Origin of the sequence: Micromonospora purpureochromogenes (assembly GCF_900091515.1) — a bacterium.
GTDB classification, from domain to species: domain Bacteria; phylum Actinomycetota; class Actinomycetes; order Mycobacteriales; family Micromonosporaceae; genus Micromonospora; species Micromonospora purpureochromogenes.
In genome coordinates this window covers 2,390,141-2,415,376 of sequence record NZ_LT607410.1, presented here as the reverse complement: position 1 = coordinate 2,415,376, position 25,236 = coordinate 2,390,141, and the positions used below count along the sequence as shown (strand labels likewise).

Annotated in this window: 22 protein-coding genes; 11 read left to right on the top strand and 11 right to left on the bottom strand. The window is 73.6% G+C overall.

Going from position 1 to position 25,236, the window contains the following annotated elements; translation table 11 throughout:
- Positions 1–41 precede the first annotated feature (41 nt).
- Together GA0074696_RS11300 and GA0074696_RS11295 are read left to right on the top strand one after the other, a co-directional pair.
- Positions 42–854 carry an SAM-dependent methyltransferase gene (locus GA0074696_RS11300; protein ID WP_088961058.1) on the top strand — a complete coding sequence of 271 codons (813 nt, stop codon included), beginning with the start codon at positions 42–44 and terminating at the stop codon, positions 852–854.
- An 88-nt stretch (positions 855–942) separates the two neighbouring features.
- Positions 943–2,646, top strand: coding sequence for a putative bifunctional diguanylate cyclase/phosphodiesterase (locus GA0074696_RS11295; RefSeq protein WP_088964499.1), 1,704 nt, complete (start codon positions 943–945; stop codon positions 2,644–2,646).
- Here the strand turns inward: GA0074696_RS11295 and GA0074696_RS11290 are convergent.
- Together GA0074696_RS11290 and GA0074696_RS11285 are read right to left on the bottom strand one after the other, a co-directional pair.
- Complete coding sequence (locus GA0074696_RS11290; RefSeq protein WP_088961057.1) at positions 2,635–3,348, bottom strand: LuxR C-terminal-related transcriptional regulator; 714 nt, start codon at positions 3,346–3,348, stop codon at positions 2,635–2,637. The genes GA0074696_RS11295 and GA0074696_RS11290 overlap by 12 nt on opposite strands.
- Positions 3,300–4,604 (bottom strand): sensor histidine kinase, encoded by a 1,305-nt coding sequence (locus GA0074696_RS11285; protein WP_231925333.1) that lies wholly within the window; start codon positions 4,602–4,604, stop codon positions 3,300–3,302. The genes GA0074696_RS11290 and GA0074696_RS11285 overlap by 49 nt, the downstream gene beginning before the upstream one ends.
- A gap of 142 nt (positions 4,605–4,746) precedes the next feature.
- Between GA0074696_RS11285 and GA0074696_RS11280 the strand changes: the two genes are divergently transcribed.
- Positions 4,747–6,864: an MMPL family transporter gene (locus GA0074696_RS11280; RefSeq protein ID WP_088961055.1), complete on the top strand. Its 2,118-nt coding sequence runs from the start codon at positions 4,747–4,749 to the stop codon at positions 6,862–6,864.
- Positions 6,865–7,158: 294 nt separating this feature from the next.
- Here GA0074696_RS11280 and GA0074696_RS11275 read toward each other — a convergent pair whose 3' ends face one another.
- The 4 genes from GA0074696_RS11275 to GA0074696_RS11260 form a co-directional block, all read right to left on the bottom strand.
- Complete coding sequence (locus GA0074696_RS11275) at positions 7,159–8,283, bottom strand: glycosyltransferase family 4 protein (protein WP_088961054.1); 1,125 nt, start codon at positions 8,281–8,283, stop codon at positions 7,159–7,161.
- On the bottom strand, positions 8,280–9,539 hold the full coding sequence (locus GA0074696_RS11270) for a M48 family metallopeptidase (protein WP_088961053.1): 1,260 nt from the start codon (positions 9,537–9,539) through the stop codon (positions 8,280–8,282). The genes GA0074696_RS11275 and GA0074696_RS11270 overlap by 4 nt, the downstream gene beginning before the upstream one ends.
- Before the next feature lie 246 nt (positions 9,540–9,785).
- A complete protein-coding gene (locus tag GA0074696_RS11265; protein ID WP_088961052.1) occupies positions 9,786–9,998 on the bottom strand; it encodes a hypothetical protein in 213 nt (70 codons plus the stop codon).
- Positions 9,999–10,119: 121 nt separating this feature from the next.
- Entirely contained in the window at positions 10,120–11,523 is a 1,404-nt protein-coding gene (locus GA0074696_RS11260) for an NYN domain-containing protein (protein ID WP_088961051.1), read from the bottom strand.
- Positions 11,524–11,650: 127 nt separating this feature from the next.
- On the opposite strand from GA0074696_RS11260, the gene GA0074696_RS11255 reads away from it, so the two are divergent.
- From GA0074696_RS11255 to GA0074696_RS11235, 5 genes are all read left to right on the top strand, one after another.
- Positions 11,651–13,408 carry a DEDD exonuclease domain-containing protein gene (locus GA0074696_RS11255; RefSeq protein ID WP_088961050.1) on the top strand — a complete coding sequence of 586 codons (1,758 nt, stop codon included), beginning with the start codon at positions 11,651–11,653 and terminating at the stop codon, positions 13,406–13,408.
- Positions 13,409–13,536: 128 nt separating this feature from the next.
- Positions 13,537–15,324: a RelA/SpoT family protein gene (locus GA0074696_RS11250; RefSeq protein WP_088961049.1), complete on the top strand. Its 1,788-nt coding sequence runs from the start codon at positions 13,537–13,539 to the stop codon at positions 15,322–15,324.
- Positions 15,325–15,403: 79 nt separating this feature from the next.
- On the top strand, positions 15,404–15,940 hold the full coding sequence (locus tag GA0074696_RS11245; protein ID WP_088961048.1) for an NUDIX hydrolase: 537 nt from the start codon (positions 15,404–15,406) through the stop codon (positions 15,938–15,940).
- Between the two features lie 50 nt (positions 15,941–15,990).
- Complete coding sequence (locus GA0074696_RS11240; RefSeq protein ID WP_088964498.1) at positions 15,991–16,836, top strand: nucleotidyltransferase family protein; 846 nt, start codon at positions 15,991–15,993, stop codon at positions 16,834–16,836.
- A gap of 81 nt (positions 16,837–16,917) precedes the next feature.
- A complete protein-coding gene (locus tag GA0074696_RS11235) occupies positions 16,918–17,205 on the top strand; it encodes an Lrp/AsnC family transcriptional regulator (protein ID WP_088961047.1) in 288 nt (95 codons plus the stop codon).
- Between the two features lie 67 nt (positions 17,206–17,272).
- On the opposite strand, the gene GA0074696_RS11230 is transcribed toward GA0074696_RS11235, so the two are convergent.
- The 5 genes from GA0074696_RS11230 to ctaE form a co-directional block, all read right to left on the bottom strand.
- On the bottom strand, positions 17,273–17,941 hold the full coding sequence (locus GA0074696_RS11230) for a DUF4142 domain-containing protein (protein ID WP_088961046.1): 669 nt from the start codon (positions 17,939–17,941) through the stop codon (positions 17,273–17,275).
- A 179-nt stretch (positions 17,942–18,120) separates the two neighbouring features.
- On the bottom strand, positions 18,121–19,749 hold the full coding sequence (qcrB, locus tag GA0074696_RS11225) for a cytochrome bc1 complex cytochrome b subunit (RefSeq protein ID WP_088961045.1): 1,629 nt from the start codon (positions 19,747–19,749) through the stop codon (positions 18,121–18,123).
- The gene (qcrA, locus tag GA0074696_RS11220; protein WP_088961044.1) at positions 19,746–20,837 is read right to left on the bottom strand and encodes a cytochrome bc1 complex Rieske iron-sulfur subunit; all 1,092 of its coding nucleotides are present in this window, start codon (positions 20,835–20,837) and stop codon (positions 19,746–19,748) included. Before qcrA ends, qcrB begins: the two co-directional genes overlap by 4 nt.
- 67 nt (positions 20,838–20,904) lie before the next feature.
- Positions 20,905–21,738, bottom strand: a complete 834-nt coding sequence (gene qcrC, locus GA0074696_RS11215) for a cytochrome bc1 complex diheme cytochrome c subunit (RefSeq protein WP_088961043.1) — start codon at positions 21,736–21,738, stop codon at positions 20,905–20,907.
- Positions 21,739–21,810: 72 nt separating this feature from the next.
- Positions 21,811–22,410: an aa3-type cytochrome oxidase subunit III gene (gene ctaE, locus GA0074696_RS11210; RefSeq protein WP_088961042.1), complete on the bottom strand. Its 600-nt coding sequence runs from the start codon at positions 22,408–22,410 to the stop codon at positions 21,811–21,813.
- Positions 22,411–22,518: 108 nt separating this feature from the next.
- Between ctaE and GA0074696_RS11205 the strand changes: the two genes are divergently transcribed.
- The 3 genes from GA0074696_RS11205 (at position 22,519) to trpD (ending at position 25,143) form a co-directional block, all read left to right on the top strand.
- Positions 22,519–23,505 carry a cytochrome c oxidase assembly protein gene (locus tag GA0074696_RS11205; protein WP_088961041.1) on the top strand — a complete coding sequence of 329 codons (987 nt, stop codon included), beginning with the start codon at positions 22,519–22,521 and terminating at the stop codon, positions 23,503–23,505.
- A gap of 106 nt (positions 23,506–23,611) precedes the next feature.
- Positions 23,612–24,007, top strand: coding sequence for a response regulator (locus GA0074696_RS11200; RefSeq protein WP_088961040.1), 396 nt, complete (start codon positions 23,612–23,614; stop codon positions 24,005–24,007).
- A gap of 89 nt (positions 24,008–24,096) precedes the next feature.
- A complete protein-coding gene (trpD, locus tag GA0074696_RS11195) occupies positions 24,097–25,143 on the top strand; it encodes an anthranilate phosphoribosyltransferase (protein WP_088961039.1) in 1,047 nt (348 codons plus the stop codon).
- Positions 25,144–25,236 lie beyond the last annotated feature (93 nt).

Genomic DNA, 25,236 nt, shown 5'->3' with positions numbered 1-25,236 from the left:
GCGGGCGACGATCCTCGCGTTTGTCAGCTAAAGGGGTGGGCATGCAGCGGCCGGACTGGGCACCCGACGACATCGACATCGAGCGCCCCAGCGTCGCCCGCATGTACGACTACTACCTCGGCGGCTCGCACAACTTCGCCGCCGACCGGGCGGCGGCCCGGGCGATGATGGAGGCGGTCCCCGAGGCTCCGCTGATGGCCCAGGCCAACCGGGCGTTCATGCGGCGGGCGGTGCAGTACCTGGTCGACTCCGGCGTCCGTCAGTTCCTCGACATCGGCTCGGGCATCCCCACCGTCGGCAACGTGCACGAGATCGCCCAGCGCGCCGCGCCCGACTCCCGGGTGGTCTACGTCGACGTCGACCCGGTGGCGGTGGCCCACAGCCGGGAGATCCTCCAGGGCAATCCCGGCGCCACGGTCGTCCAGGAGGACCTGCGCCGACCGGCCGCGATCCTCAGCCATCCCGAGGTGACCAAGCTGCTCGACCTCTCCCAGCCGGTGGCCGTGCTGATCGTGGCGGTGCTGCACTTCGTCCCGGACGCGGACCGGCCCGAGGAGATCCTGCGGACGCTGCGCGAGACCCTGGCGCCGGGCAGCTACCTGGTGATGTCGCAGGCCACCGACGAGGACCGGGGCCACACCGGCGAACGGGCCGAGGCCGAGCGGGTCTACCGCCGCACCGACAGTCCGCTCTCGATCCGCAGCCGGGCCGAGCTGACCGCACTCTTCGACGGCTTCACGCTGCTCGAACCGGGCGTGGTGTGGGTGCCGCAGTGGCGGCCGGAGTCGCCGGAGAGCGCCGAGGACGCCGCGCAGGCGGTCTTCATGGGTGGCGTCGGACGCCTCGGTGGGTGAGACACCGGACCTGCCGGGGCACCCGTCGTGCCCCGGCGTGTTCGCCCGTGCCTGGGCCAAGGCGGTCTCCGGCACCAGCTACCTGCCGATGACCCAGGCGCAGCTGGAACTGCTGCTGCAACGGCTCACCGAGCGGTTGGCCGGGGCGCTGCGGGCCGAGCCGTTCGACCCGCGCGTCGGGCACCAGGTGGGCGCGGAGCTGGTCGCCGCCCACATCGCCTCGGCCGAGGGTCTCGGCCGCACCGTGGAGGTCATCCAGCTCCGCCTGATCCGCGACCTGGGGCTGGTCGCCGACGACGTCGAGGACCGGATGGCCCGGCTGCTGGCCACCGTCACCACCGGGTACGCCCGGGCGCTGCGCGACCGGACGCTCGACGAGCAGGAGTCGATCCGCCGGGCCGCGATGGTGGCCCGGGCCCAGGCCGAGCGGGCGCTGCGCGACAGCGAGGCCCGGTTTCGCCACCAGGCCAGCCACGACCCGCTGACCGACCTGCCCAACCGGCTCCTGTTCACCGAGCGGCTCACCGCGGCGATCGGCGCGCCGGGCCGGAGCGCCGACCGGGTGGGCGTCTGCTTCCTCGACCTCGACCGGTTCAAGGTGGTCAACGACTCGCTCGGGCACCAGATCGGCGACGCCCTGCTGGTGTCGGTGGCGCGGCGGCTGCGCGCGGCGCTCGGCGAGCACCTGCTCGCCCGGCTCGGCGGCGACGAGTTCGTCATCCTGGTCGAGCGCACCGCCCGGGTCGACGACGCGGTCGCGGTCGCCGAGGCGGCGCTGGCCGCGCTCGCCGAGCCCTTCCTGGTCGACGGGCACGAGCTGACCCTCACCGCCAGCATCGGCATCGTGGAGCGCCCGGTGGCCGGCACCACCCCCGGCGAGCTGATGCGGGCGGCCGACAGCACCCTGCACTGGGCCAAGGCGGCCGGGGGCGCCCGCTGGTCGGTGTTCGACCCGGACCGGCACCGCGCCGACCTGGCCCGGTACGCCCTCGCCGCGGCGATCCCCGCCGCGATCGACCGGGGTGAGTTCTTCCTCGACTACCAGCCGCTGACCTCGCTGCGCGACGGCACGATGCTCGGCGTGGAGGCGCTGGTCCGCTGGCGCCACCCGGAGCTGGGCGTGCTGCGGCCGGACAGCTTCATCGGGCTGGCCGAGGAGACCGGCCTGATCGTCCGGCTCGGCGGCTGGGTGCTCGCGGAGGCCTGCCGCGAGGCGGAGAGCTGGGGTGCCCGGGCCCCCTTCGTCAGCGTCAACCTGGCCGTCCGCCAGGTGCACCGGCCCGGCCTGGTGCAGGAGGTGCGCAGCCTGCTGGCGGCCACCGGCCTGCCGCCGGAACGGCTCCAGTTGGAGCTCACCGAGAGCACCATGATGAGCACCGCGGAGGAGCCCGTCCGGGCCCTGCGGGTCCTGGCCGACCTCGGCGTACGGATCGCCATCGACGACTTCGGCACCGGCTACTGCAACCTGGCGTACCTGCGGGACCTGCCGGTGACCGAGCTGAAGGTGGCCGGGGAGTTCGTCACCGGGCTGCGCGCGCCGGCGGTCGACCCGGCCAGCCGCACCGACGAGCGGATCCTCGCCTCCCTGGTGTCGCTGGCCCACGCGCTGGACCTGACCGTCACCGCCGAGGGGGTGGAGACGGCCGGGCAGGCCGAACGGCTGCGGGCGATCGGCTGCGACGCCGGTCAGGGCTGGTACTTCGGGCGGCCGGGGCCGGCCGAGGGCTGCCTCGGCCGCTCCCCCGCGCTGTCCACAATGGCTGGCGTCGAGCCGGTCGCCTCAGCCGGGTAGCGACGGTCCGGCGGCGGTACGCCGCGGCGCCCGGCCCGGCACCGGCAGCTGGCTGTCGTCCCCGTTGAGGTACGTCAGCACCGCCAGCACCCGCCGGTTGTCGTCGTCCGACGGCGGCATCCGCAGCTTGCTGAAGATGTTGTTGATGTGCTTGCTGACCGCCTTCTCGGTGACGAAGAGCCGCGCGGCGATCGCCGCGTTGGACCGCCCCTCGGCCATCAGGCCCAGCACCTCGCGCTCGCGGGCGGTCAGCTCCTGCAACGGCTCGGCCCCGGAGCGGCTGGCCAGCAGCTGGGAGACCACCTCCGGGTCCATCACGGTGCCGCCGCCGGCCACCCGGCGTACCGCGTCGACGAACTGGGCCACGTTGGAGACCCGGTCCTTGAGCAGGTAGCCGACGCCACCGGCGCGGTCGGAGAGCAACTCCCGGGCGTAGAGCTGCTCGACGTGCTGGGAGAGCACCAGGATCGGCAGGCCGGGGATCTCGGCGCGGGCTCCGATGGCGGCCTGCAAGCCCTCGTCGGTGAAGGTCGGTGGCAGCCGCACGTCGAGCACCGCCACGTCCGGGCGGTGGGTGACCAGGGCCGACAGCACCGACGGTCCGTTGTCGACGGCCGCGACCACCTCGAAGCCGAACGCCTCGAGGATGCGGGTCAGCCCGTCCCGGAGGAGGGCGAGGTCTTCGGCGATGACAACTCGCAAGGCAGCTCCATGGTCACGACTGTGGGCCCGCCGGGCGGACTGGTCACCACCATCGTTCCATCAAAGGCCGCGAGCCGTCGTCCGATCCCGGCCAGTCCGCTGCCCGCCGCCGGGTCGGCGCCGCCCCGGCCGTCGTCACCCACCACCATGGTCAGTCGGCCGTCGCCGTAGCTCACCTGGATCCAGGCCTGCGCGGCGCCGCTGTGCTTGGTGACGTTCGCCAGCCCCTCGGCCACCGCGAAGTACGCCGCCGACTCCACCGGCGCCACCGGGCGGCCCGGCAGCTCCACCTCGACCGCCACCGGCAGCGGCACGGCCAGCGCGAGGGCCCGGACCGCGCCGTCCAGGCCGCGCTCGGCGAGCACCGGCGGGTGGATGCCGCGCACCAGGCCGCGCAGCTCGACCAGGGCCTGACCGCTGGTCTCCCGCGCCTCGGCCAGCAGCTTCCCGGCGGCGGTCGGGTCCTGCTCCAGCAGCTGCTCGGCCAGGCCGATGCTCATGCTCAGCGCGACCAGCCGCGCCTGCGCGCCGTCGTGCAGGTCCCGCTCGATGCGGCGCAGCTCGGCCGCCTGGGCGTCGACGGTGTCGGCCCGGGTGACGGTGAGCTGGCGGACCCGCAGCGCCAGCTCCGCCGCCCGGGTGGGGGCCAGGAAGAGCCGGGCGAAGCGCAGGTGCAACCAGACCAGCCAGGGGGCGACGGCCAGGCCGCCGAGCAGCAGCAGCCAGCCCTGCGGCAGCGCGGCCAGCGCCTCGGCCAGGTTGGTCATCGGCCAGAACAGGCCATAGCCGTAGGAGTCGGCGAGGACGTAGAGCAGCAGCGGCACCCCGAGCGAGCCCTCCAGCCCGTACAGCGGCAGGACGAACGCGAGCAGGCACGCCCCGCCGGTGACCGCGCCGGGGACCAGCCAGGCGAAGTCCCGCCAGGTGGCCGGGTCGCCCACCACCCATCGGAAGCGCCGCCAGGTGCCGAACTGCGCCCCCTCCGGCAGCGGCCGGTACGGCGTGGCGATGGGTACGCCGCCCCACCGGGCCAGCCGACGTTGCAAGCCGGTCGACAGCCGCACCAACGCCGTCACCATCGGGAACAGCGCGAAACCGATGCCGAAGACGGGGATGAGCAGCAGCGACACCAGCGACAGCACGAACAGCGCGACATTGGTGGTCAGGGAGAGCACGGCGACGGCCAGGCCCTGGAGGGCGGCGGTCGCGCCGGGCCGGACCGTCTGGCGGGCGAACTCTCGTACGGGGCTGTCCACGGGTTCCATTCTCGGGCACGACCGCCCCGGCTTCGGTGGTGCTAGGACCACCGACGTCGGGGACGTGACACTCCTGTCCGCACGCCCGTGGGCCAGAAGGATCGAAGGCAGGAAGCGAACCCGATCCTCGGAGGAACTCGACATGTCCCGGCAAAGACTGGCCGGTCTGCCGTCCGGCCGACGCAGCAAGTACGCCCTGATCGTCTTCTGGCTGGTCCTCGTCGCGGTGGCCGGCCCGCTCTCCATCAAGCTGAGCGAGGTGCAGAACAACGACACGCTCGGCCTGCTGCCCGCCGGCGTGGAGAGCAGCCGGGCCGTGGAGCGGGCCGAGGCGGCCTTCCCGGACTCGAAGAAGCCCGTGGCGATCGCCGTCTACGTCCGCGACAGCGGCCTCACCGACGCCGACCGCGCCAAGGCCGAGGCCGACCGGGCCGTCTTCGTCCGGTACGCCGACGGCGGCGCCGTGTCGCCCCCGGTGCCCAGTGGCGACGGGAAGGCGCTGCTGGTGTCCTTCCCGGTCGCCGGTGACGACACCCAGCGCCCGGAGGCGGTGACCGACGTCAAGGAACGCCTCGCCCTCGACCAGCCGGCGGGCCTGCGCACCGCGCTGACCGGCGACGCGGCGGCGGAGAGCGACGTCCTCGACGCCTTCGGCGGGATGGACACCACCCTGCTGCTGGCCACCGCGGCCACCGTCGCGGTGCTGCTGCTGGTCACCTACCGCAGCCCGGTGCTCTGGCTGATCCCGCTGATCACCGTCGGCATCGCCAACCAGTTCGCCGGCGGCATCGTGTACCTGATGGCGAAGTACGGCGGGGTGACCGTCGACTTCCAGAGCCAGACCATCCTGACGGTGCTGGTCTTCGGCGTCGGCGTGGACTACGCCCTGCTGCTGATCGCCCGGTACCGCGAGGAGCTGCGCCGGCACGCCGACCGGCACGAGGCGATGCGGGTGGCGCTGCGCCGGTCGTTCGGCGCGATCTGCGCCTCGGCCGCGACCGTCGCGATCGGACTGCTCTGCCTGCTCGCCGCCGACCTGCCGTCCACCCGTGGCCTCGGCCCGGTCGGCGCGGTCGGCATCGGAGCCGCCCTGCTCGCGATGACCACCCTGCTGCCGGCGGTGCTCGTCCTGTGCGGCCGGTGGCTCTTCTGGCCGTTCGTGCCGCGCTACACGCCGACCGCCGTCAGCGCCGACGTCACCGCCGACCACGGGATCTGGCGCCGGATCGCGGGGCTGGTCGGGGGGCGTCCCCGCGCGGTCTGGATCGGCACCGCGGCGGCGCTCGTCGCGCTGACCTTCGGCATCGGCAACCTCAGCATCGGCCTGCCCAACGAGGAGTCCTTCACCTCCGAGGTCGGCTCGGTGACCGGCCAGCGGCTGATCGCCGCGCACTACCCGAGCGGTTCCGCGTCGCCGGCGGAGATCCTGGCCACCGCCGGTACGGCCGACCAGGTGATCGCCGCCGCCCGGACGGTGCCCGGCGTCGCCCGGGTCGACGAGCCGGAGCGCTCGCCGGACGGCGCCTGGGTACGGGTCCCCGCGGTGCTGGCCGACACGCCGGACAGCGACGCCGCCTTGGAGACCGTGCAGCGGCTCCGCACGGCGGTGCACGAGGTGCCCGGCGCCCAGGCGCTGGTCGGCGGCAGGACCGCGGTGCTGGTGGACGAGGAGCGCATCGTCGGCCGCGACAACCGGGTGGTCATCCCGCTGATCCTCGCCGTCGTCCTCGTCATCCTGGTGCTCCTGCTGCGGGCGCTGGTCGCGCCGCTGCTGCTGATGGTGAGCGTGGTGCTGTCGTACGCCGCCGCGATGGGGGCCGCCGGCTTCGTCCTGGACGCGCTGGGCTACACCAAGCTCTTCGTGGGCATCCCGCTGCAGGCGTTCCTGTTCCTCGTCGCCCTCGGCGTCGACTACACGATCTTCCTGATGACGCGGGCCCGGGAGGAGGCGGCGCAGCTGGGCCACCGGCCGGGCGTCCTGCGGGCGCTGACCGTCACCGGCGGCGTCATCACCAGCGCGGGGGTCGTGCTCGCGGCCACGTTCGGCGCGCTGGGCGTGCTGCCGCTGGTGCCGTCGATGCAGACCGGGGTGATCGTGGCCGTCGGCATCCTGCTCGACACGCTGCTGGTCCGCAGCCTGCTCATCCCGGCGCTGACGCTCGACCTGGGCGCCCGCACCTGGTGGCCGGGGAAGCTGTCCCGGCGGACCGCCGCAACCGCCCCGGCCGCCCCGGCCGAGCGGGTCCCCGCCGGAGCCTGACCGACACCGCACCTCCGCCGACCGGGCGGGCCGGGCCGCACCGCCTGGCCCGCCCGGTCTGGCGTGCGGACTGCCGCATCGCGACACCCCGCCGCCCTCGCTCGATGGCCGCAGGACGCCCGCACCGCTCCCCGAGCCGCCACGCGCTGTCTATCCGACCCGACCGTCACCGAACGAGCGTGATACCTCAGAGTCATATTGATGCCTCTGAGGTATCACGCTCGCGGTGATGTCATGACCCGGACTCGCGCCGGCACCCGCCGACGTGCCCCCACCCGTCGACCGCGCCGCTCGTCAGCCGGCGAGCAGGGCGGCCATCCGCTGCGCCTGGGTCTCCCAGCGCCACTCCCGCTCCACCCAGGCCCGGCCGGCCGCCCCGAGCTGCCGGGCCAGGTCCCGGTCGGCGAGCAGGGTGGCCACCCGGTCGGCGAGCTGGGCCACGTCCCGGCCGCGCACCACGTACCCGGTCTCCCCCTCGCGGACCGCGTCCGGCGCGCCGCCGGAGTCGCCGGCCACCACCGGCAGGCCGGTCGCGGAGGCCTCCAGGTAGACGATGCCGAGCCCTTCGACGTCCAGGCCGCGGTTGCGGGTACGGCAGGGCATCGCGTAGACGTCACCGGCGGCGTAGTGCGCGGGCAGCTCGTCGGCGGGCACCGAGCCGGTGAAGACCACGTCGCGCTCCACGCCGGTGTGCCGGGCCAGCTTCTCCAGTGCCGCCCGGTACGGCCCGCCGCCGACCACCAGCAGGGCCGCGTCCGGCACCCGGCGGCGGATCTCCGGCATGGCCCGGATCAGCATGTCCTGCCCCTTGCGGGGCACCAGCCGGGACACGCACACCACCACCGGCCGGTCGGCCAGGCCCAGCCGGACGCGGACCGGCTCGCCGTCGACGGACGGGTGGTAGGTGTCCACGTCGACGCCGGGAGCCAGCCGGTGCAGGTCGGTCACCCCGTGCAGCGCCCGTTCGAGCCGTACCCGGGTGTAGTCGCCGAGGTAGGTGACCACGTCGGTGCCGCGACCGATCCGGCGCAGCGCGGCCCGGGCGGCGGGCAGCGCCGCCCAGCCGACCTCGTGGCCGTGGGTCTGCGCGACCACCCGGCGGATCCCCGCCCGGCGGCGCAGCCCGGCCGCCAGCAGGCCGAGCGGGGCGGCGGCGCCGAACCAGACCGTGTCGCAGCCGTGCTCGCGGGCCAGCCGGGCCGCCCGGCGGGCCACCAGCGGGGTGGGCAGCAGCACCCGGGTCCGCTCCCGGACCACCTCGAAGGGCTGGTCGGCGTCGAACTTCGCCGCCCCCCGCCAGCTGGAGGCGTAGACCACCACGGAGCCGGAGGGCTGGCGGACGGCGAGGTTGTGCACGAAGGACTGGATGCCGCCGGGGCGGGGCGGGAAGTCGTTGGTGATCAGCAGCGTCCGGCTCATCTGCCGGCCTCCCTGGCATAGGCGCGGGCGGCGGCCATCCGCTCCACGGTGGACGGATGCGACGCCGACCAGAGGTACTCCCAGCGCGGCGGATCGGGATCGGCCAGGTTGACCCCGGCCAACCGGCGCTGCATCGCCTCGAAGGTGGCCGGGTCGCCGGTCAGCGCGAGGGCGTGCGCGTCCGCGCGCGCCTCGACCCGGCGGGAGAGCAGCGCCTGCGCCGGCGCGGCGACCAGCCCGGCCACCGTCACCAGAGCGATCAACAGCGGGAACGCGCGCGGCTCGGCGACCGAGTCGACCCCGGCCAGCCGCAGCAGCGGCCCCCAGGAGCCCAGCAGGTAGAGCGCGACGACCGCGAGGGCGGCGCCGAGCGCGCCGGTGAGCGTGCCGGTCCAGACGTCCCGGTCCTTCGCGTGCCCCAGCTCGTGCGCGACCACGCTGGTCACCTCGGCCGGGGTGGCCTCGCGCAGCAGGGTGTCGTAGACCACCACCCGCCGGGTCGGCCCCAGCCCGGAGACGTACGCGTTGACCGCCTTCGTCCGCCGGGAGGCGTCGGCGACCAGCACGTCGCGCACCGGCACCCCGTCGCGGGCCGCCATCGCCATCAGCTCGGTGCGCAGCGGACCCTGCTCCATCGGGGTGAACCGGTTGAACACCGGCTCCACCAGCACCGGCAGCACGAACGACAGCAGCACCACCAACCCGGCCGCCCCGGCGGCGCCGAACGCCCACCACCAGCGGGGAGCGAGCCGGGTCACGGTGTAGAAGCCGAGCAGCGCGATCGCACCGATGACCGCGCTGACCGCGTACGACTTGAGCAGGTCGACGGCCCAGCCGCTCCAGCCGTGGGTGCTCAGCCCGTACCGGGTGAGCACGGACTGCCGCCAGGCGGCGAAGGGCAGGGTGAGCAGATCGGCGAGGAGCACCACGGCGAGCCCGCCGAGCACCGCGCGGGCGGTCCAGTGGCCGCCGAAGGGGCGCCCGGCCAGCTCGACCAGGCGGGCGCCGAGCGGGGTGAGCCCGAGCAGCACCGCCACCAGCAGCCCGACCACCAGCGCGCCGTACGCGCCGGGGCGCAGCGCGGAGCGGAACTCGCGCGCGTGGGCCACCTGGTCGACGGGGAGTTCGCCCAGCGCGGCGACCTGGTCGGCCCGGGGTGCCGGCGGCCGGCTCCACGGCACCAGCACGATGCTGGCGACCAGCAGCGCCAGCACCAGCCCGCCGAGGGTCAGCACCGCCCAGCCGCGGGGGGTCACGCCGGCACCTCGTCCGCCGGCCCGCCGCCACCACGCCGTAACCGCGTCATGCCGCCGCTCCTCCCGCCGTGAGCGCCCATCCTATTGCCCGTCGCCACCGGGCCCGGCGCGGTGCCCACAGTGCGGACCGACCGGCGCGGACCACTGTCGGGCGGCCGGCGCGGCCCGCCGCCGGGCGACCGGCACGGCCTGCCGCCGGGCGACCGGCGCGGTCGGCCGACGGAGACGCGACGGGGTGGGTGCGGGTCAGGCCACCCGGCGCCGGCGGGCGGCACGGGTCGGCGCGGCCTCGTGGGCCAGCACCTCCACGTCGAAGCCGGCCCGGGCGAACACCTCGACCGCCCGGAGCTCGGCCGGCCCGAGGTCGGCGGCCGGCGAGTCGGCGTCGAGCAGGGCGGTCACCAGGCAGCCGTTACAGCCGGCACCCCGGATCCCGCACCTGTCGCAGTCGATGAGCATCGTGCCTCCCTGACGGAGTGCGGCGCGGCGGGGGCGACAGCCTGGTCACCACCCGCGCACCGTCGGTCAGGTCGGACACTAGTCATCGGGTACGACAGAAACGGACAACAGTGATCAAGAGTCAGGAACGGGCCAGCCGGCGCAGCAGCGAGTCCGCGCCGAGCGGGTACGCGCCGTGCCGGCGCACGCCGTCGGCGACCTCGCGGTCCGACGAGACCACCACCACCGGCCGGCCGGCCGGCTCGGCCCGGACCAGGCGGCGGATCAGCTCGTCGGCGGTCTCCCCCTTGCGGGAGAAGAGCACCCGGACGCCGCGCGGGGTGGGCGGCAGCCCGTGCATCCGCTCCGCGCCGTCGAAGACCACGGTGACCTCGTCGCCGGTCTGCGCGGCGATCCCGCCCAGCCCGGTGATCAGCCGTTTGCGCTGCTGTTCGAGGGACATCTCGCCGAAGCCGCGCTTGGTGACGTTGTAGCCGTCCACCACCAGGTGCGCCCGGGGCAGGGCGAGCAGCTGGTCCAGCCGGGCCGGGTCGTCGGTGTCCCGGGCGCGGGCGGCGGTGCCGGCGGGCGTCACCGCCGACGAGTCGGCGAACGCGTCGGCCACGAAGTCGGCCGGCAGCTTCTCCACCGGGTCCAGCGCCAGCTCCCGGCGCAGCCCGACGGCGGCCTGGCCGATGGTCTCCAGCAGCAGCCAGAGCCGGGCGTCGTCGACCGAGCGGGCCTCCTTGGCGCTGGCCCGGGCGACCCCGGCCGCCGCCTCGGCCTCGGCCAGCCGGGCCCGCGCCCGGCGCAGCTCGGCGTCGCTGTCGGCGGCCGCCCGGGCCGCCCGGCCCCGCTCGGTGGCGAGCAGCTCGTTGGCCCGGCGTTCGCGCGCCTGCGTCTCCCGCAGCGTCCGCTGGAGCTGGCGGTTCTCCTCCCGCAGCTGCCCCAGCTCCTCGCGGACCCGGGCCACCTCGTCGCGGAGCTTCTCCGCCTCGACCCGGGCCACCGCCCGGTCGTGCTCGGCGCGGCTGGCCCGCTGCTCGGCCTCCCGGACCAGCTCGGCCACGACGGCGCTGTCCGCCTCGGCCCGCACGGCGGCGCCGCTGGCCTCGATCAGCTCCCGCCAGCCGCGGGGCCGGGCCAGGTACGCCAGCGCGGCCACCTCGACCGGGTCGGCGGCGGCCGGCGCGGTGCCCTCGACCACGGCGGCGCCCAGGTCGCCGGCGTCGGCGAGCACCCGCGCGGTGACCCGCTGGCGGAACAGCGGGTCGGCGGTGAGTTGCGCGGCGATCACCGGCGCGCCCAGCCGGGCACGGCGGTTCGGGGCGAACTTGGCCACCCGGCGCAGCGGCACCGGCAACTCGTCGGCGGGCAGCCCGGGCAGCACCGCCGCGGTGAGCGTGACGATGCGCTGGCGGACCGGCTCGGGCAGGGTGGGCTCCGGCTCGGGCGCCCCCGCACCCGGTTCCGCTCCGCCCTCGGGCGCGGCGGTCGACGACCCCTCCTCCGGGAGGTGGTCGTCGTACGGCTCGGTGAGGGGCATGGGGCAAGTCTCCCACCGCGACCGGGCCCACCGCCGGGTGAGTGAGCCGATCTCTCATCCTAGACCGGCGGTGACCGCTGGGACCGCTGCGACGGGAGTGTCGGACCGGGCCGCTAGCCTGCCGCGCGTGGCACCTGGCGAGTACGTCCAGCAGACGCTGGCCGGTCTGGATCCGACAGCGGGCGGCGGGGTGGACCCGGCGCTGCCGCTCTACGCGACGACCTTCGTGGTGGTCGACCTGGAGACGACGGGCGGCGCCCCGGACGGCGGCGGCATCACCGAGATCGGCGCGGTCAAGGTGCGCGGCGGCGAGGAGCTGGGCGTGCTGGCCACCCTGGTCAACCCCGGGGTGCCGATCCCGCCGTTCATCACCGTGCTGACCGGCATCACCCAGGCCATGCTGATCCCGGCCCCGCCGATCGAGCAGGTGCTGCCGAGCTTTTTGGAGTTCATCGCCGACGCCGTGCTGGTCGCCCACAACGCCCCCTACGACGTGGGCTTCCTGAAGGCGGCCTGCGCGAAGCACGGCTACCGCTGGCCCAACCCGCGGGTGCTCGACACCGCCGCCCTGGCCCGCCGGGTGCTCACCCGCGACGAGGTGCCCAACCGCAAGCTCGGCACCCTCGCCGCCTACTTCCGCACCGCCACCCAGCCCACCCACCGCGCGCTGGACGACGCCAAGGCCACCGTCGACGTGCTGCACGGGCTGATCGGGCGGCTGGGCGGGCACCGGGTGGACACGGTCGGCGAGGCCATCGAGTTCGCCCGCGCGGTCACCCCCACCCAGCGCCGCAAGCGGCACCTCGCCGAGGGCCTGCCCAAGGTGCCCGGGGTCTACATCTTCCGGGCCGCCGACGACCGGCCGCTCTACGTCGGCACCTCCGGCGACATCGCCACCCGGGTGCGCAGCTACTTCACCGCGGCGGAGAAGCGGGCCCGGATCTCGGAGATGCTGGCCGCCGCCGAGCGGGTGGAGGCGGTCGAGTGCGCCCACCCGCTGGAGGCCGAGGTCCGGGAGCTGCGGCTGATCGCGGCGCACGCCCCGCCGTACAACCGGCGCTCCAAGTTCCCGGAGCGGATGGTCTGGCTCAAGTTGACCGACGGTCCCTATCCGCGACTGTCGGTGGTGCGCAGCCTCGCCCCCGGCGACACCGCCTACCTGGGTCCGTTCCGCTCCAAGCAGGCCGCCGAGCTGGCCGCCGCCGGTTTCCACGACGCCGTCCCGCTGCGCCAGTGCACCCACCGGCTCTCGCTGCGCACGGTCACGCCGGCCTGCGCGCTGGCCGAGCTGGGTCGCTGCCCGGCGCCCTGCGAGCACCGGATCACCCCGGAGGAGTACGACCACCGCGCCGCCGCCCCGTTCCGTACGGCGACGGCCAGCGACCCGCAGGTGGTGGTCGACGCCCTGCTCGCCCGGATCGAGACGCTGTCGGCGGGCCAGCGCTACGAGGAGGCCGCGGTGGTGCGCTCCCGGCTGGCGGCGGTGCTGCGGGCGAGCGTACGGATGCAGCGGCTGGCCGGGCTGACCCGGATCGCCGAGCTGACCGCCGCCCGGCGTGCCCCCGGCGGCGGCTGGGAGCTGGCGCTGGTCCGGCACGGCCGGCTCGCCGGGGCGGGGGTCTCCCCGCCGGGGGTCCACCCTCGACCGACCATCACCGCGATCCGGGCCACCGCCGAGACGGTGGAGCCGGGCCACGGGCCGGTGCCGCGCGCCTCCGCGGAGGAGACCGAACGCATCCTGTCCTGGTTGGAGCGACCGGAGACCCGGCTGGTGGAGATGTCCTCCGAGTGGTCCTCGCCGGTATCCGGCGCGGCCCGCTTCCGCGACCTGCTGACCAAGGCCGAGAACGGCGGATCCCACCAACTCTCGACCGAACGCTCATGAGCAAGTGACCGATCGGACGACGGTGACTGACTTAGGCTGTTAAGGGAGTGCAGTCCTGCCCGTTTCGTGGGCCTGCTTCCGGTTACCAGAGATGGTGATCGCGGAGCCGGGGTGAGGAGGTGTCCCTCGTGGACGTCGACGCCGGACACGGCGCCGCCCTGGGGGGCGCGCTCCCGACCCAGCCCGGGGAGCTGCCACTGGCCCGCCGGCTGCGGTCCCTGCTCACCTGGCCGACCAACGACGCCGACCCGGTCAACCACCTGGTCCGCACCCACCGGGGCATTCACGCCAGTGCCGAGACGTCGGTGCTGCGCCGGGCGTACACGATCGCGGAGAACATGCACCGCGGCCAGTTCCGCAAGAGCGGCGAGCCGTACATCACCCACCCGCTGGCGGTCGCCCAGATCTGCGCCGACCTCGGCATGGACACCACCACCCTGGTGGCGGCGCTGCTGCACGACACGGTGGAGGACACCCGCTACACGCTCCAGGCGCTCTGTGAGGACTTCGGCCGCGCGGTGGCCCACCTGGTCGACGGGGTGACCAAGTTCGACAAGGAGTTCTACGGCAAGGCCGCCGAGGCGGAGACGATCCGCAAAATGATCATCGCGGCGGGCAAGGACGTCCGGGTGCTGATCATCAAGCTGGCCGACCGGCTGCACAACATGCATACCCTCGGCGTACGTTCGGCGGCGTCCCGCGAGCGGATCGCCCGCAAGACCCAGGAGGTGCTCGTCCCGCTCTGCGACCGGCTGGGCATCCAGACCCTCAAACGCGAGCTGGACGACGTGGTGCTGCTGCACCTGCATCCCGAGGAGCACGCCCGGATCGCCCGGCACGTGCACGACCGGCCCGGCTGGGACGCCTACCTGGACGACGTGGTCGCCCAGACCAGGACGGCGCTGCGCCGCAGCCGGGTCGACGCCGAGGTGAGCCCGCGACCCCGGCACCTCTACTCGATCTGGAAGGACACCGTCGCCGGTGGCCACACCGCCCCGTTCGACCTGCCCCGGATCGTGATCGTGGTGGACGGCCCGGCCACCGACTGCTACGCCGCGCTCGGCGCGGTGCACGGGCGCTGGCGGCCCGTCCCCGGCCGCTTCAAGGACTTCATCGCCTCCCCGAAGAACAACCTCTACCGGTCGCTGCACACCAGCGTCTGCGGCCCGCAGGACCGCACCGTCGAGGTGCTGATCCGCACCCGCGAGATGCACCGCTCCGCCGAGTACGGCGTCGCCGCCGACTTCCGCTTCCCCCGCTCCTCCGGCGAGGCGGCCCAGGCCAAGCAGCTGGGCTGGCTGCGACGGGTGCTGGACTGGGAGCAGGAGGCCCCCGACCCGGCCCAGTTCCTCCAGTCGCTGCGCTGCGACCTGGCCGAGACCCAGATCCAGGTGGTCGCCGACGGCCGGCAGGTCGTGCTCCCGGCCGGGGCCACCCCGGTTGACCTGGCGTACGAGCTGGGCACCGAGTGGGGTGACCACTGCCTGGCCGCCCGGATCAACGGCCGCTTGGCGCCGCTCTCGTCCGAACTGGACGAGGGCGACGTGGTGGAGATCTTCACGGAGAACGACGCGGAGAGCGGCTTCGAGGCCGACTCGGCGCCACGCGGGCCGCGGCGCGAGTGGCTCGGCTTCGTCAAGTCGCCGCACGCGCAGATGCAGATCAGCCGCTGGTTCGCCGAGCACACCGAGCCGGGCATCTCGATCGCCGACAAGGTACGCCTCGGCCGGGCGACCATCGGGCTGGCGCTGCGCAAGCACGACCGGGGGCTGGCCAGTGACCTGCCCCTGCTGCGGCTCTCCGAGGAGCTCGGCTACCCCGACCTGGAGACCCTGCTGGTGGCGGTCTTCGACCGGACGGTCGAGCCCGACGCCGTCGTCCGGCAGCTCATCGACCTGGTCGACCACCGCCAGTGATCCCTACCCGGTCCGACCGTCCCCGCGCGGGTGGTGGGGCCGGGGGGCGGGTGGGGGGCCGAGGGCCTAGCCTGGAGTCATGATCCCCCGCTCGCGCGCCACCGGCCGGGCCGTCGCCTACAAGGTCTTCTACCGCCTTCCGGTGGGGATGCGCCGCCGTCTGGTCCGGCTCGCCGTGCCGAAGTACGTCGTCGGCGCGGTCACCCTGGTCCGGGACAGCGAGGCCGAGGGGACCGGCCGGCTCCTGCTGCTGCGCCAACCGCCCGGGTACAGCTGGACGCTCCCCGCCGGCCTGCTCCAGCGCGCCGAGGCCCCGGTCGTCGGCGCCGCCCGCGAGCTGTACGAGGAGTCGGGCATCCGGCTCTCCCCCGACCGGCTCCGCCCGGCCGTCCCGAACGCCCTGGTGCACGCCAAGGGCTGGGTCGACATGGTCTTCGAGGCGGAGGTGCCGGCGTCGACCACCGAGCTGACGGTGGACGGCGCCGAGGTCTACGAGGCCGCCTGGCACGCGCTGGACGACCTGCCCCGGCTCAGCCGGGCCACCGCCTTCCTGCTCGGCCACTACGGCATCGGGCCGCTGGCCGGGCAGCTCCCGCCCACCGGCCGAGCGGCGTGACCACGATCCCCGACCGGCCGTCGCCCCGGCCGGCCGCCGACCCGGCGCCGGTGCCGCCGGCGGGGATCTGCGCGGTGCTGCTCGCCGCCGGCGAGGGGACCCGGCTGCGGCCGCTCACCGAGGGGGTGCCCAAGGCGCTCTGCCCGGTCGGCAACGTGCCGCTGCTGGACCGCGCGCTGGCCCGGCTCGGCGGCCTGGGCCTGACCGGTCCGGCGACGGTCGCGGTCAACGCCAGCTACCTCGCCGACCAGGTGGTCACCCACGTCGGCGCCCGGGCCCACCTCTCCGTCGAGCCGGGCGACCCGCTGGGCACCGCCGGGGGCGTGGGCAACCTGCGGGACTGGATCGCCGGGCGCGGCGTGCTCGTCGGCAACGCCGACGCGTACCTCGCCGATCCGGCAGCCGCCCGCGGGCCGGACGTCGCCGCGCTGCTCGACGGCTGGGACGGGCGGAGCGTACGCCTGCTCGGTCAGCCCGCCGCGGACCCGGCGGCCCCCGGCACGTTCGACGGGCACCGGTTCACCGGGTTCTCCCTGCTGCCCTGGCGGCTGGTCCGGGAGCTGCCGGCGACCTTCGGCGACCTGGTCCGGGCGGTGTGGCGGCCGGCGGAGGCGGCCGGCGCGCTGGAGGTGGTGGCGTACCCCGGCACGTTCTACGACACCGGCACCCCGGCCGACTACCTGGCGGCCAACCTGCACGCCGCCGGCGACGGCGAACTGGTCGATCCCGGCGCCGTCGTGACCGGCCGGGTACGCCGCGCGGTGGTCGGGGCGGGCGCGGTGGTCCGCGGCGACGTCGAGCGGGTGGTGGTCTGGCCCGGCGCCCTCGTCGACGAGGGCGAACGGCTGTGCGACGTGATCCGGGCCGGCGACGCGCTGACCGTGCCGGCGGGCTGAGTGGCCCGCGCCGGACCGGTCCTGCGCCGGCCGGCGAACATCTAGCATGAGCCACGACGTCGACGAACGGAGAAGCGTCCAGTGATCACCGCGATCGTCCTGATCGACTGCGCCACCGACTCGATTCCCGAGGTGGCCGAGACCCTGGCCAATCTGCCCGGCGTCAGCGAGGTCTACTCGGTGGCCGGGCACGTCGACCTGATCGCCATGGTCCGGGTCCGGGAGTTCGAGCAGATCGCCCAGGTCATCGCCGGCAGCATCTCCAAGGTGCCCGGCGTGCTCAACACCGAGTCGCACATCGCGTTCCGGGCGTACTCCCAGCACGACCTGGAGGAGGCGTTCGCGATCGGGCTGGCCGGCGCCGACTGACCGGTGAACGCGCGGTGGCCGGCCCACCCCGGAGGGCGGACCGGCCACCGTCGGCCGTGCGGTGACGTCAGCTGGTGCCCGGAGCCGGCGTCTCAGTGGTGCCACCCGGCGACTCGGTGCCGCCCGGGGCCGGTGATTCGGTGGTGCCGCCCGGGGCCGGCGTGGTGGTGCCGCTCGGGCTGGGCGTGCCGGTGGCGCTCGCCTCCGGCACCGGGATGCCCAGCTGCTGCGCGAGGTTCACCAGCTCGTCGTAGTGCGCCTGGAGCACCGGCAGCGTTGTCTGCGCCAACTGGATCACCGACTGCTCCTGACCCTGCGAGATCTCGGTCTGGGTGGCCTGGATCGCCTGAAGGTGCGCGGCGAGCTGCGCGGTCACCCACTGCCGGTCGAACTCCTCGCCCCTGGCGTTGTTCAGCCGGTCGAGGATCTGCCGCTGGTCGGCAGTCGGCTCACCCGGCAGCTGCACACCCAACTGGGAAGCGGTCTGCTGGACCGACTGGTCCAGCTGGGTGTGGTCGGTCTTGAACATCTCGCCGAGCCGCTTGACCTCCTGGTTCTGACCCTTGTCCCGGGCCAGGTCACCAGCCTTGATCTCGAACAGGTTGGACTGGTGCACCGCCTGCAGATACTGGCTGTCCTGCGTCGACGGCTGTGCCGCGGCCTGCGCGGCCGCGGCAGGCGCCAGACCGACCAGCACCAGCGCGGCCAGCAGGCCGAGGCGTTTGATTCCCAACATGTTTTCCCTCCCCGTTGACGTTGGACCGCACGGATACCCGGCTGGCGGGGGTTATTCCTGCGTTTCCACCCGTCAGTGGGCGGGTTGCGCGGTGGGCAGGGCGGACCCGGACGAACGCCGCGGAAATGGACGTGGCGCCCGCCGGAGAACTCCGGCGGGCGCCACGGTCAGGTACGTCGTCAGCGACGGCTCTCGCCGCTGCCGATCTCCTCCCGCTCGGGGCGGGGCTCGACCGGCGGGTGCCCCGGCGAGACCGGCGCCTCGGCCGGCTTCTCGATCGGGTAGAAGAAGCCCCGGATGGCCGGGCCGAGAGCCCCGAGCCGGTTCATCTTCTTCGGCACCACCCAGCCGACGTAGTCCAGCTCGCCGTGCCCGTCGTGGCCGTCGGCCGCGGTGAGCGGCTGGTGGACCTCGACGAACCGGCCGTCGGGCAGGCGCCGGATGATGCCGGTCTCCACCCCGTGGGCCAGCACCTCCCGGTCGTGCTGCTGGAGACCGAGGCAGAGCCGGTACGCCAGGTAGTACGCCAGCGGCGGCGCCACCAGCAGGCCGATCCGGCCCGCCCAGGTCATCGCGTTGAGGCTGATCTGGAACTTGTCCGCGATCACGTCGTTGGCGCCGGAGAGGGTCAGCACCACGAAGAACGCCACCGCCATGGCGCCCGCCGCGGTCCGGGCCGGCACGTCCCGGGGCCGCTGGAGCAGGTTGTGGTGCTTGCGGTCCTTGAGGTGCCGCGCCTCCATGAACGGGTAGAACAGGGAGATCGCGACCAGGATGCCCGGCAGCACGACCGTCGGCCAGAACAGCGGCGGGATGACGTACCCGTCGCCGAGCGGGATGGTGATTTCCCAGGCCGGCATGAGTCGCGTCGAGCCGTCGAGGAACATGACGTACCAGTCGGGCTGGCTGGCGGCCGAGACCACCCACGCCTCGTACGGGCCGAAGTACCAGATCGGGTTGATCTGGAAGAGGCCACCCATCAGCGCGATCACGCCGAAGACGACCATGAAGAAGCCGCCCTGCTTGAGCGCGTAGCGCGGGAACATCCGCTCGCCGACCACGTTCTCGTTGGTCCGGCCGGGGCCGGACCACTGGGTGTGCTTCTGCTTGAACACCAGGCCCAGGTGGACGCTGATCAGCGCCACCAGCAGACCCGGGATCAGCAGCACGTGGGCGATGAAGAAGCGGCTGATGATGATCTCGCCCGGGAACTCCCCGCCGAAGATCGACGAGGTGACCCAGGAGCCGATCACCGGGATCGACAGCATGATGGCCGAGGCGATCCGCAGACCGGTGCCGGAGAGGCCGTCGTCCGGCAGCGAGTAGCCGGTGAAGCCGGCCAGGAAGCCGACCCAGAACAGCAGCGAGCCGATGATCCAGTTCGTCTCACGCGGCTTGCGGAACGCACCGGTGAAGAAGACCCGCAGCATGTGCACGACGATCGAGGCCATGAACAGCAGCGCCGCCCAGTGGTGCATCTGCCGCATGATCAGACCGCCCCGGACGTCGAACGACAGGTCCAGGCTGGAGGCGTACGCGGCCGACATCGGCGTGCCCCGCAGCGGGGCGTAGCTGCCGTCGTAGACCACCTCGGTCATTGCCGGCTCGAAGAAGAAGGTCAGGAAGACACCGGTCAGCAGCAGCACGACGAACGAGAAGAGCGCGATCTCGCCGAGCAGGAAGGACCAGTGGTCCGGGAAGACCTTGTTGAGCAGCTTGCGCAGCGGGGTGGCCGCCTGGAACCGGGCGTCCAGCGCCTCGGCGGTCTTGCCCGGCACCGCTGCTACGTCAAACTTTCGGCGCTTCATGCGGGGCGCTCCCAGAAGTCCGGCCCGACCGGTTCCTGATAGTCCGTCCGAGCCACGAAGAAGCCCTCCTCGTCCACCTCGATGGGCAGCTGCGGGAGCCTCCGGCTGGCGGGACCGAAGATGGGACGGGCGTTGTCAGTGATCAGGAACTGTGACTGGTGGCACGGGCAGAGCAGGCGGTTCGTCTGCTGCTCGAAAAGGCTCGCCGGGCATCCGGCGTGGGTGCAGATCTTGGAGAAGGCCGCGAAGTTGCCCCACATGAAGTCAGGCTTACCCACGCGCTCGTTGTTGCGCCGCGAATCCGCTGCGTCCGTCTCCCGCAGGTGGATCAGAAGCGTCGGCGAGTCAGCGTGCTTGTTGCTCACGCCGTGCTCGATGCCGGGGAAGACGGTGAGCTGGCCGCCGACGCTGACGTCGGAGGGGCGGATCGGCCGGCCGTCCTCGCGGACCAGCCGGACCTTCTCGCCCGCGTTCGCCGGGGCGAACCCGGTGCGGAACATCTGGTTGTTCTTGTGCGGGTCGGAGATCAGGCCACCGACCAGCGGGGCCGCGACGACCGCGCCCACCGGCAGCAGGCCGGCGACCAGCGAGACGCCGAGCAGCGGCCGACGCTTGATGCCCATCTCGTCGGCCATGTAGAGCATGGTCTGTCCGGTGATCCGGCGGTCCTCGGGCGGACTCGGGGCGTCGTGCCGGCTCTGGATCGAGACCTCCTTGGGCAGCAGCTTCTTGCCCCAGGTCAGGATGCCGAAGCCGACGGCCAGGAGCGCGACGCCCAGGGTGAGGCCGAGCAGCGGGTTGTACCACTTGTCACCGCCGCGGCCGGCCTCCCACTTCCACGGCCACCAGATGTAGATGACCAGGAAGGCGGTCGCGGCCAGGCCGGTGAGCAGGAACAACCCGGCAACCAGGCGGGTCAGCCGACGCTCGGCCTTGGTGCCCGGGACCACCTGCTGCTCGTAATGGACGATCTCGATCTCGTCCCGGCGCGCGCCCTCCTGGACGATGTCGAACCGGGACACGCGGGGGTCGTTGACATCGAGCCGCTCCCGGCCCTGCGGGGCCGGGTGCTCGGTGTGGATGGTCATGCCCTCACCTCGATACGGGCGGTGCCGACGCACGGCACCATGCCAATGCTACTCACGGTCGACCGGGTCACGACTTGCCCGCGATCCACAGGCTGGCGAAGACCAGCGCGACGATGCCGATCAGGAAGGCCGCCAGGCCCTCCGTGGAGGGGCCGTACCGGCCGAGGTTGAATCCGCCCTGGTCCTGGTCGTGCTTCAGCGTCTCCTGGATGTAGGCGATGATGTCCGCCTTCTGCTCCGGGGTGATCTGGTTGTCGCCGAACACCGGCATGTTCTGCGGGCCGCTCAGCATGGCGGCGTAGATCTGCCGGTCGCTGGCCGGGCGCAGGCTCGGGGCGAACTTGCCCGAGGAGAGCGCGCCGCCGCCGCCACCGAAGGCGTGGCACTGCGAGCAGTTGATCCGGAACAGCTCACCGCCGGTCGCCACCTGGGCGCCCTCGCGGAGGTCACCCTCGGGGACCTGCGGGCCGCCACCGAGCTCCTGGACGTACTGGGCGAGCTGGCGCACCTGCTCGTCGGTGAAGACCGGGGGCTTGCGCTGGGCCTGGGCCTCCTGGCGGGCCATCGGCATGCGGCCGGTGCCCACCTGGAACTCGACCGAGGCGGCGCCCACGCCGACCAGGCTCGGGCCACGACCCTCGACACCCTGCGCGTTGCGACCGTGGCAGGTCACGCAGCTCACGTCGAACAGCGCCTTGCCCTCGGCGGCGGCGCCGGTCAGCGGCGGGTTTTCCTGCGCCTGCACGCCCGGGGCGAAGACGGTGTAGGCGCCGCCGGCCAGCGTCAGCGCGGCGATCAGCCGGACCGCGGCGCCCAGCCGGCGGCGGCCCCTGCTGCGCGCTACGGGCCGCCCGCGCAGGCGCGCGAGCAGACCGCGTCGGCGGTCGTTGTCAGAAGTCATGACCTGTGTCCTTAACCGGTTGGACCTTGTCTCAGGGGACGGAGCAGCGGCGCGGTTCGTGACGCGCCAAGATCACTGGAGCCAGTAGATCATGGCGTAGAGCCCGATCCACACCACGTCGACGAAGTGCCAGTAGTACGACACGACGATCGCCGAGGTGGCCTGCGCCGGGGTGAACCGGCCCATGGTGGTGCGGATCATGAAGATGATGAAGGCGATCAGGCCGCCGGTCACGTGCAGGCCGTGGAAGCCGGTGGTGAGGTAGAACATCGACCCGTAACCGTCTTCGTTGATCTTCACGCCCTCGTGCACCAGGGTGCGGTACTCGTTCGCCTGGCCGAGCACGAAGATCAGGCCCATCACGAAGGTGATCGTGAACCAACGCCGCAGGGCGTGGACGTCGCCCTTCTCCGCCGCGAAGACACCGAGCTGGCAGGTCACCGAGGACAGCACCAGGATCACCGTGAAGGTGGTCGCGTACGGGATGTTGAGTCCCTCGGTGTGCTTCTCCCACTGCTCCGGCGCTGCCGCGCGGATCGAGAAGTACATCGCGAACAGCGCCGCGAAGAACATGAGTTCGCTGGAGAGCCACACGATCGTCCCGACGCTGACCATGTTGGGTCGGGTCAGGGAGTGGATCCGGCTCTTGTCAATGGCTGGGGCCGCAGTCACGCGGTCATTATTGCCCCTGACCGGGGCGAGCGATCAGCGGGGGGCCAAACCTGGGCGAGGGATGGCCCGATCGTGGTGGTCCGGTTCGCCTGGCCTAGCCTGATAAGCGTGCTGCACGTCGATTCGATCTTCGCCGCGACCTCGGCGGGCCCGTCGGCGGTCCTCGCCGCCGGGGGCGAGGCCGTTCCGCCGCCGTTCACCGTCGCCCGGGTCTTCACCGAGACCCGGCTGGACAGCTGGCTCGCCCTCGGGCTGGTGCTGGCCGCCGGGCTCTACCTGTACGGGGTCTACCGGCTGCGGCTGCGCGGGGACGCCTGGCCGGTCCTCCGGACGATCTGCTTCCTCGGCCCGGGCCTGGGCGGCATCGCCGCGGTCACGGTCAGCGGCCTGCACGCGTACGACACGGCGCTGGTGTCGGTGCACATGGTGCAGCACATGGTGCTGTCGATGATCGCGCCGATCTTCCTCGCCCTGGGCGCCCCGGTCACCCTGGCCCTGCGCACGCTGCCGGTACGCCCCCGCAAGCGGCTGCTGGCGGTCGTGCACAGCCGGTTCGCGAAGGTCTACGGCTTCCCGCTGGTGGCGTTCAGCATCTTCGTGGTGAACCCGTTCGCGCTCTACTTCAGTGGCCTCTACCACTACACGCTGGAGCACGCCTGGGCGCACGAGCTGGTGCACGCGCACTTCATCGCGACCGGCTGCGTGTTCTTCTGGCCGCTGCTCGGCCTGGACCCGCTGCCGGGGCGGTGGCCGTACCCGGCGCGGGCGCTGCTCATGCTGCTCTCCGTGCCGTTCCACACGGTGCTCGGCCTCACCATCATGCAGAGCACCACGCTGCTCGGCGGCGACTGGTACCCGTCGCTCAACCTGTCCTGGTCGGACCCCTGGAACGACCAGGTGGTCGCCGGCGGCATCCTCTGGGCCGGCGGCGAGTTCGTCAGTGTGACGATGCTCGCGGTGCTGGTCGTGCAGTGGATCCGGCAGTCCGAGCGGGAGGCCCGCCGGGTCGACCGCGAGCTGGACCGCCAGGAGGCCCGCGACCGCGCCGCCGACGCCGCCGCCACCGCGACCCCCGCCCCGGGCACCCCGGCCTGACCTGCCCCGACGCGGCGTCCGCGCGGCCCGGCCGGGCGGGATGTCGGCTACGCCACACCGGCGGGTACCATCAGCGGGCAGCTACGAGGTGGGAGCCAGTCCAGCGATGAGCGATCGTCAGTGCACCGTCCTGCTCTACAGCGACGACCCGCAGGTCCGTGACCGGATGCGGCTGGCGGTCGGCACCCGCCCGGCGCCCGGCCTCGAGATCGAGTTCGTCGACGCCGCCACCTACGCCGAGTGCATCCGCCTGGTCGACGACTACGAGATCGACCTCATGCTGCTCGACGGCGAGGCCAGCCCGGGCGGCGGCATCGGCATCGCCCGCCAGATCAAGGACGACCGGGACGACGCCCCGCCCACCTGCGTGGTCATTGCCCGCCCCGCCGACCGATGGCTCGCCGCGTACGCGCAGGTCGACGCCACGCTGGTGCATCCGCTCGATCCGGTGACCACCGGCACCACGGTCGCCGAACTGCTGCGTACGCACGCCGCCGCCTGAGTCTGCGCGCTCGGCGGCGCCTCCGGCGCCCGGGCTGACGGGCGCCGACCCCGTCCCACCCGCACCCACGCCCGCTCGGGAGGCCCACCATGGGCGAACGGACCTGGCCGCACCTGCTCAACGCGCTGCTGCGCGGCGACGAGCTCTCCACCGCGGACACCGCGTGGGCGATGGACGAGATCATGACCGGCGCGGCCGCCCCGTCCCAGGTCGCCGGCTTCGCGGTGGCGCTGCGGGCGAAGGGCGAGACCCCCGCCGAGCTGGCCGGCCTGGTGGAGGCGATGCTCGGCCGGGCGGTGCCGGTCGAACTGCCCGAGGAGCTGCGGCGCACCGCGCTGGACGTGGTCGGTACCGGCGGTGACCTCGCCCACACCGTCAACATCTCCACGATGACCGCACTGGTGGTGGCCGGCGCCGGGGTCCGGGTGGTCAAGCACGGCAACCGCGCCGCCTCCTCGCTCTGCGGCACCGCCGACCTGCTGGAGTTCCTCGGCGTGCCGCTGGACCTGGCGCCCGAGCAGGTCGCCCGCTGCGTCGAGGAGGCCGGGATCGGGTTCTGCTTCGCCGCCCGGTTCCACCCGGGGATGCGGCACGCCGGCCCGGTCCGCCGCGAGATCGGCGTACCCACCTTCTTCAACTTCCTCGGTCCGCTGACCAACCCGGCCCGTCCCCGGGCCGGCGCGGTGGGCTGCTTCGACGCGCGGATGGCGCCGGTGATGGCCGCCGTCTTCGCCGGGCGGGGCGACTCGGCGATCGTGATGCGCGGCGAGGACGGCCTGGACGAGTTCACCACCGCCGCCCCCACCCGGGTCTGGGTGGCCCAGCGGGGGACCGTCAGAGAGGCCGTGCTGGACGCGACGGACCTCGGGGTACCCCGGTCCACCCTGGCCGAACTGCGGGGCGGGGACGCGGCGTACAACGCCGCGGTGGCCCGCCGGCTGCTGGCCGGGGAGACCGGCCCGGTGCGGGACGCCGTGCTGGTCAACTCCGCCGCCGCGCTGGCCACCCAGGGGCCGCTGGACGGTGACCTGACCGAGGCGCTGCGGGCCGGGATGGACCGGGCCGCCGAGTCGATCGACTCGGGCGCGGCGGCCGCCGTCCTGCAGCGCTGGGTCGAGGTGGCCCGCGCCCTGTGAGCGGGTGGCGCGGCGGAACTGTCGGAGGGGCGTGCCAAACTACACGGGAGTAATTTTCCGTTTTCCGCCGCTGGCTCCGATGGTCGTCGGCGG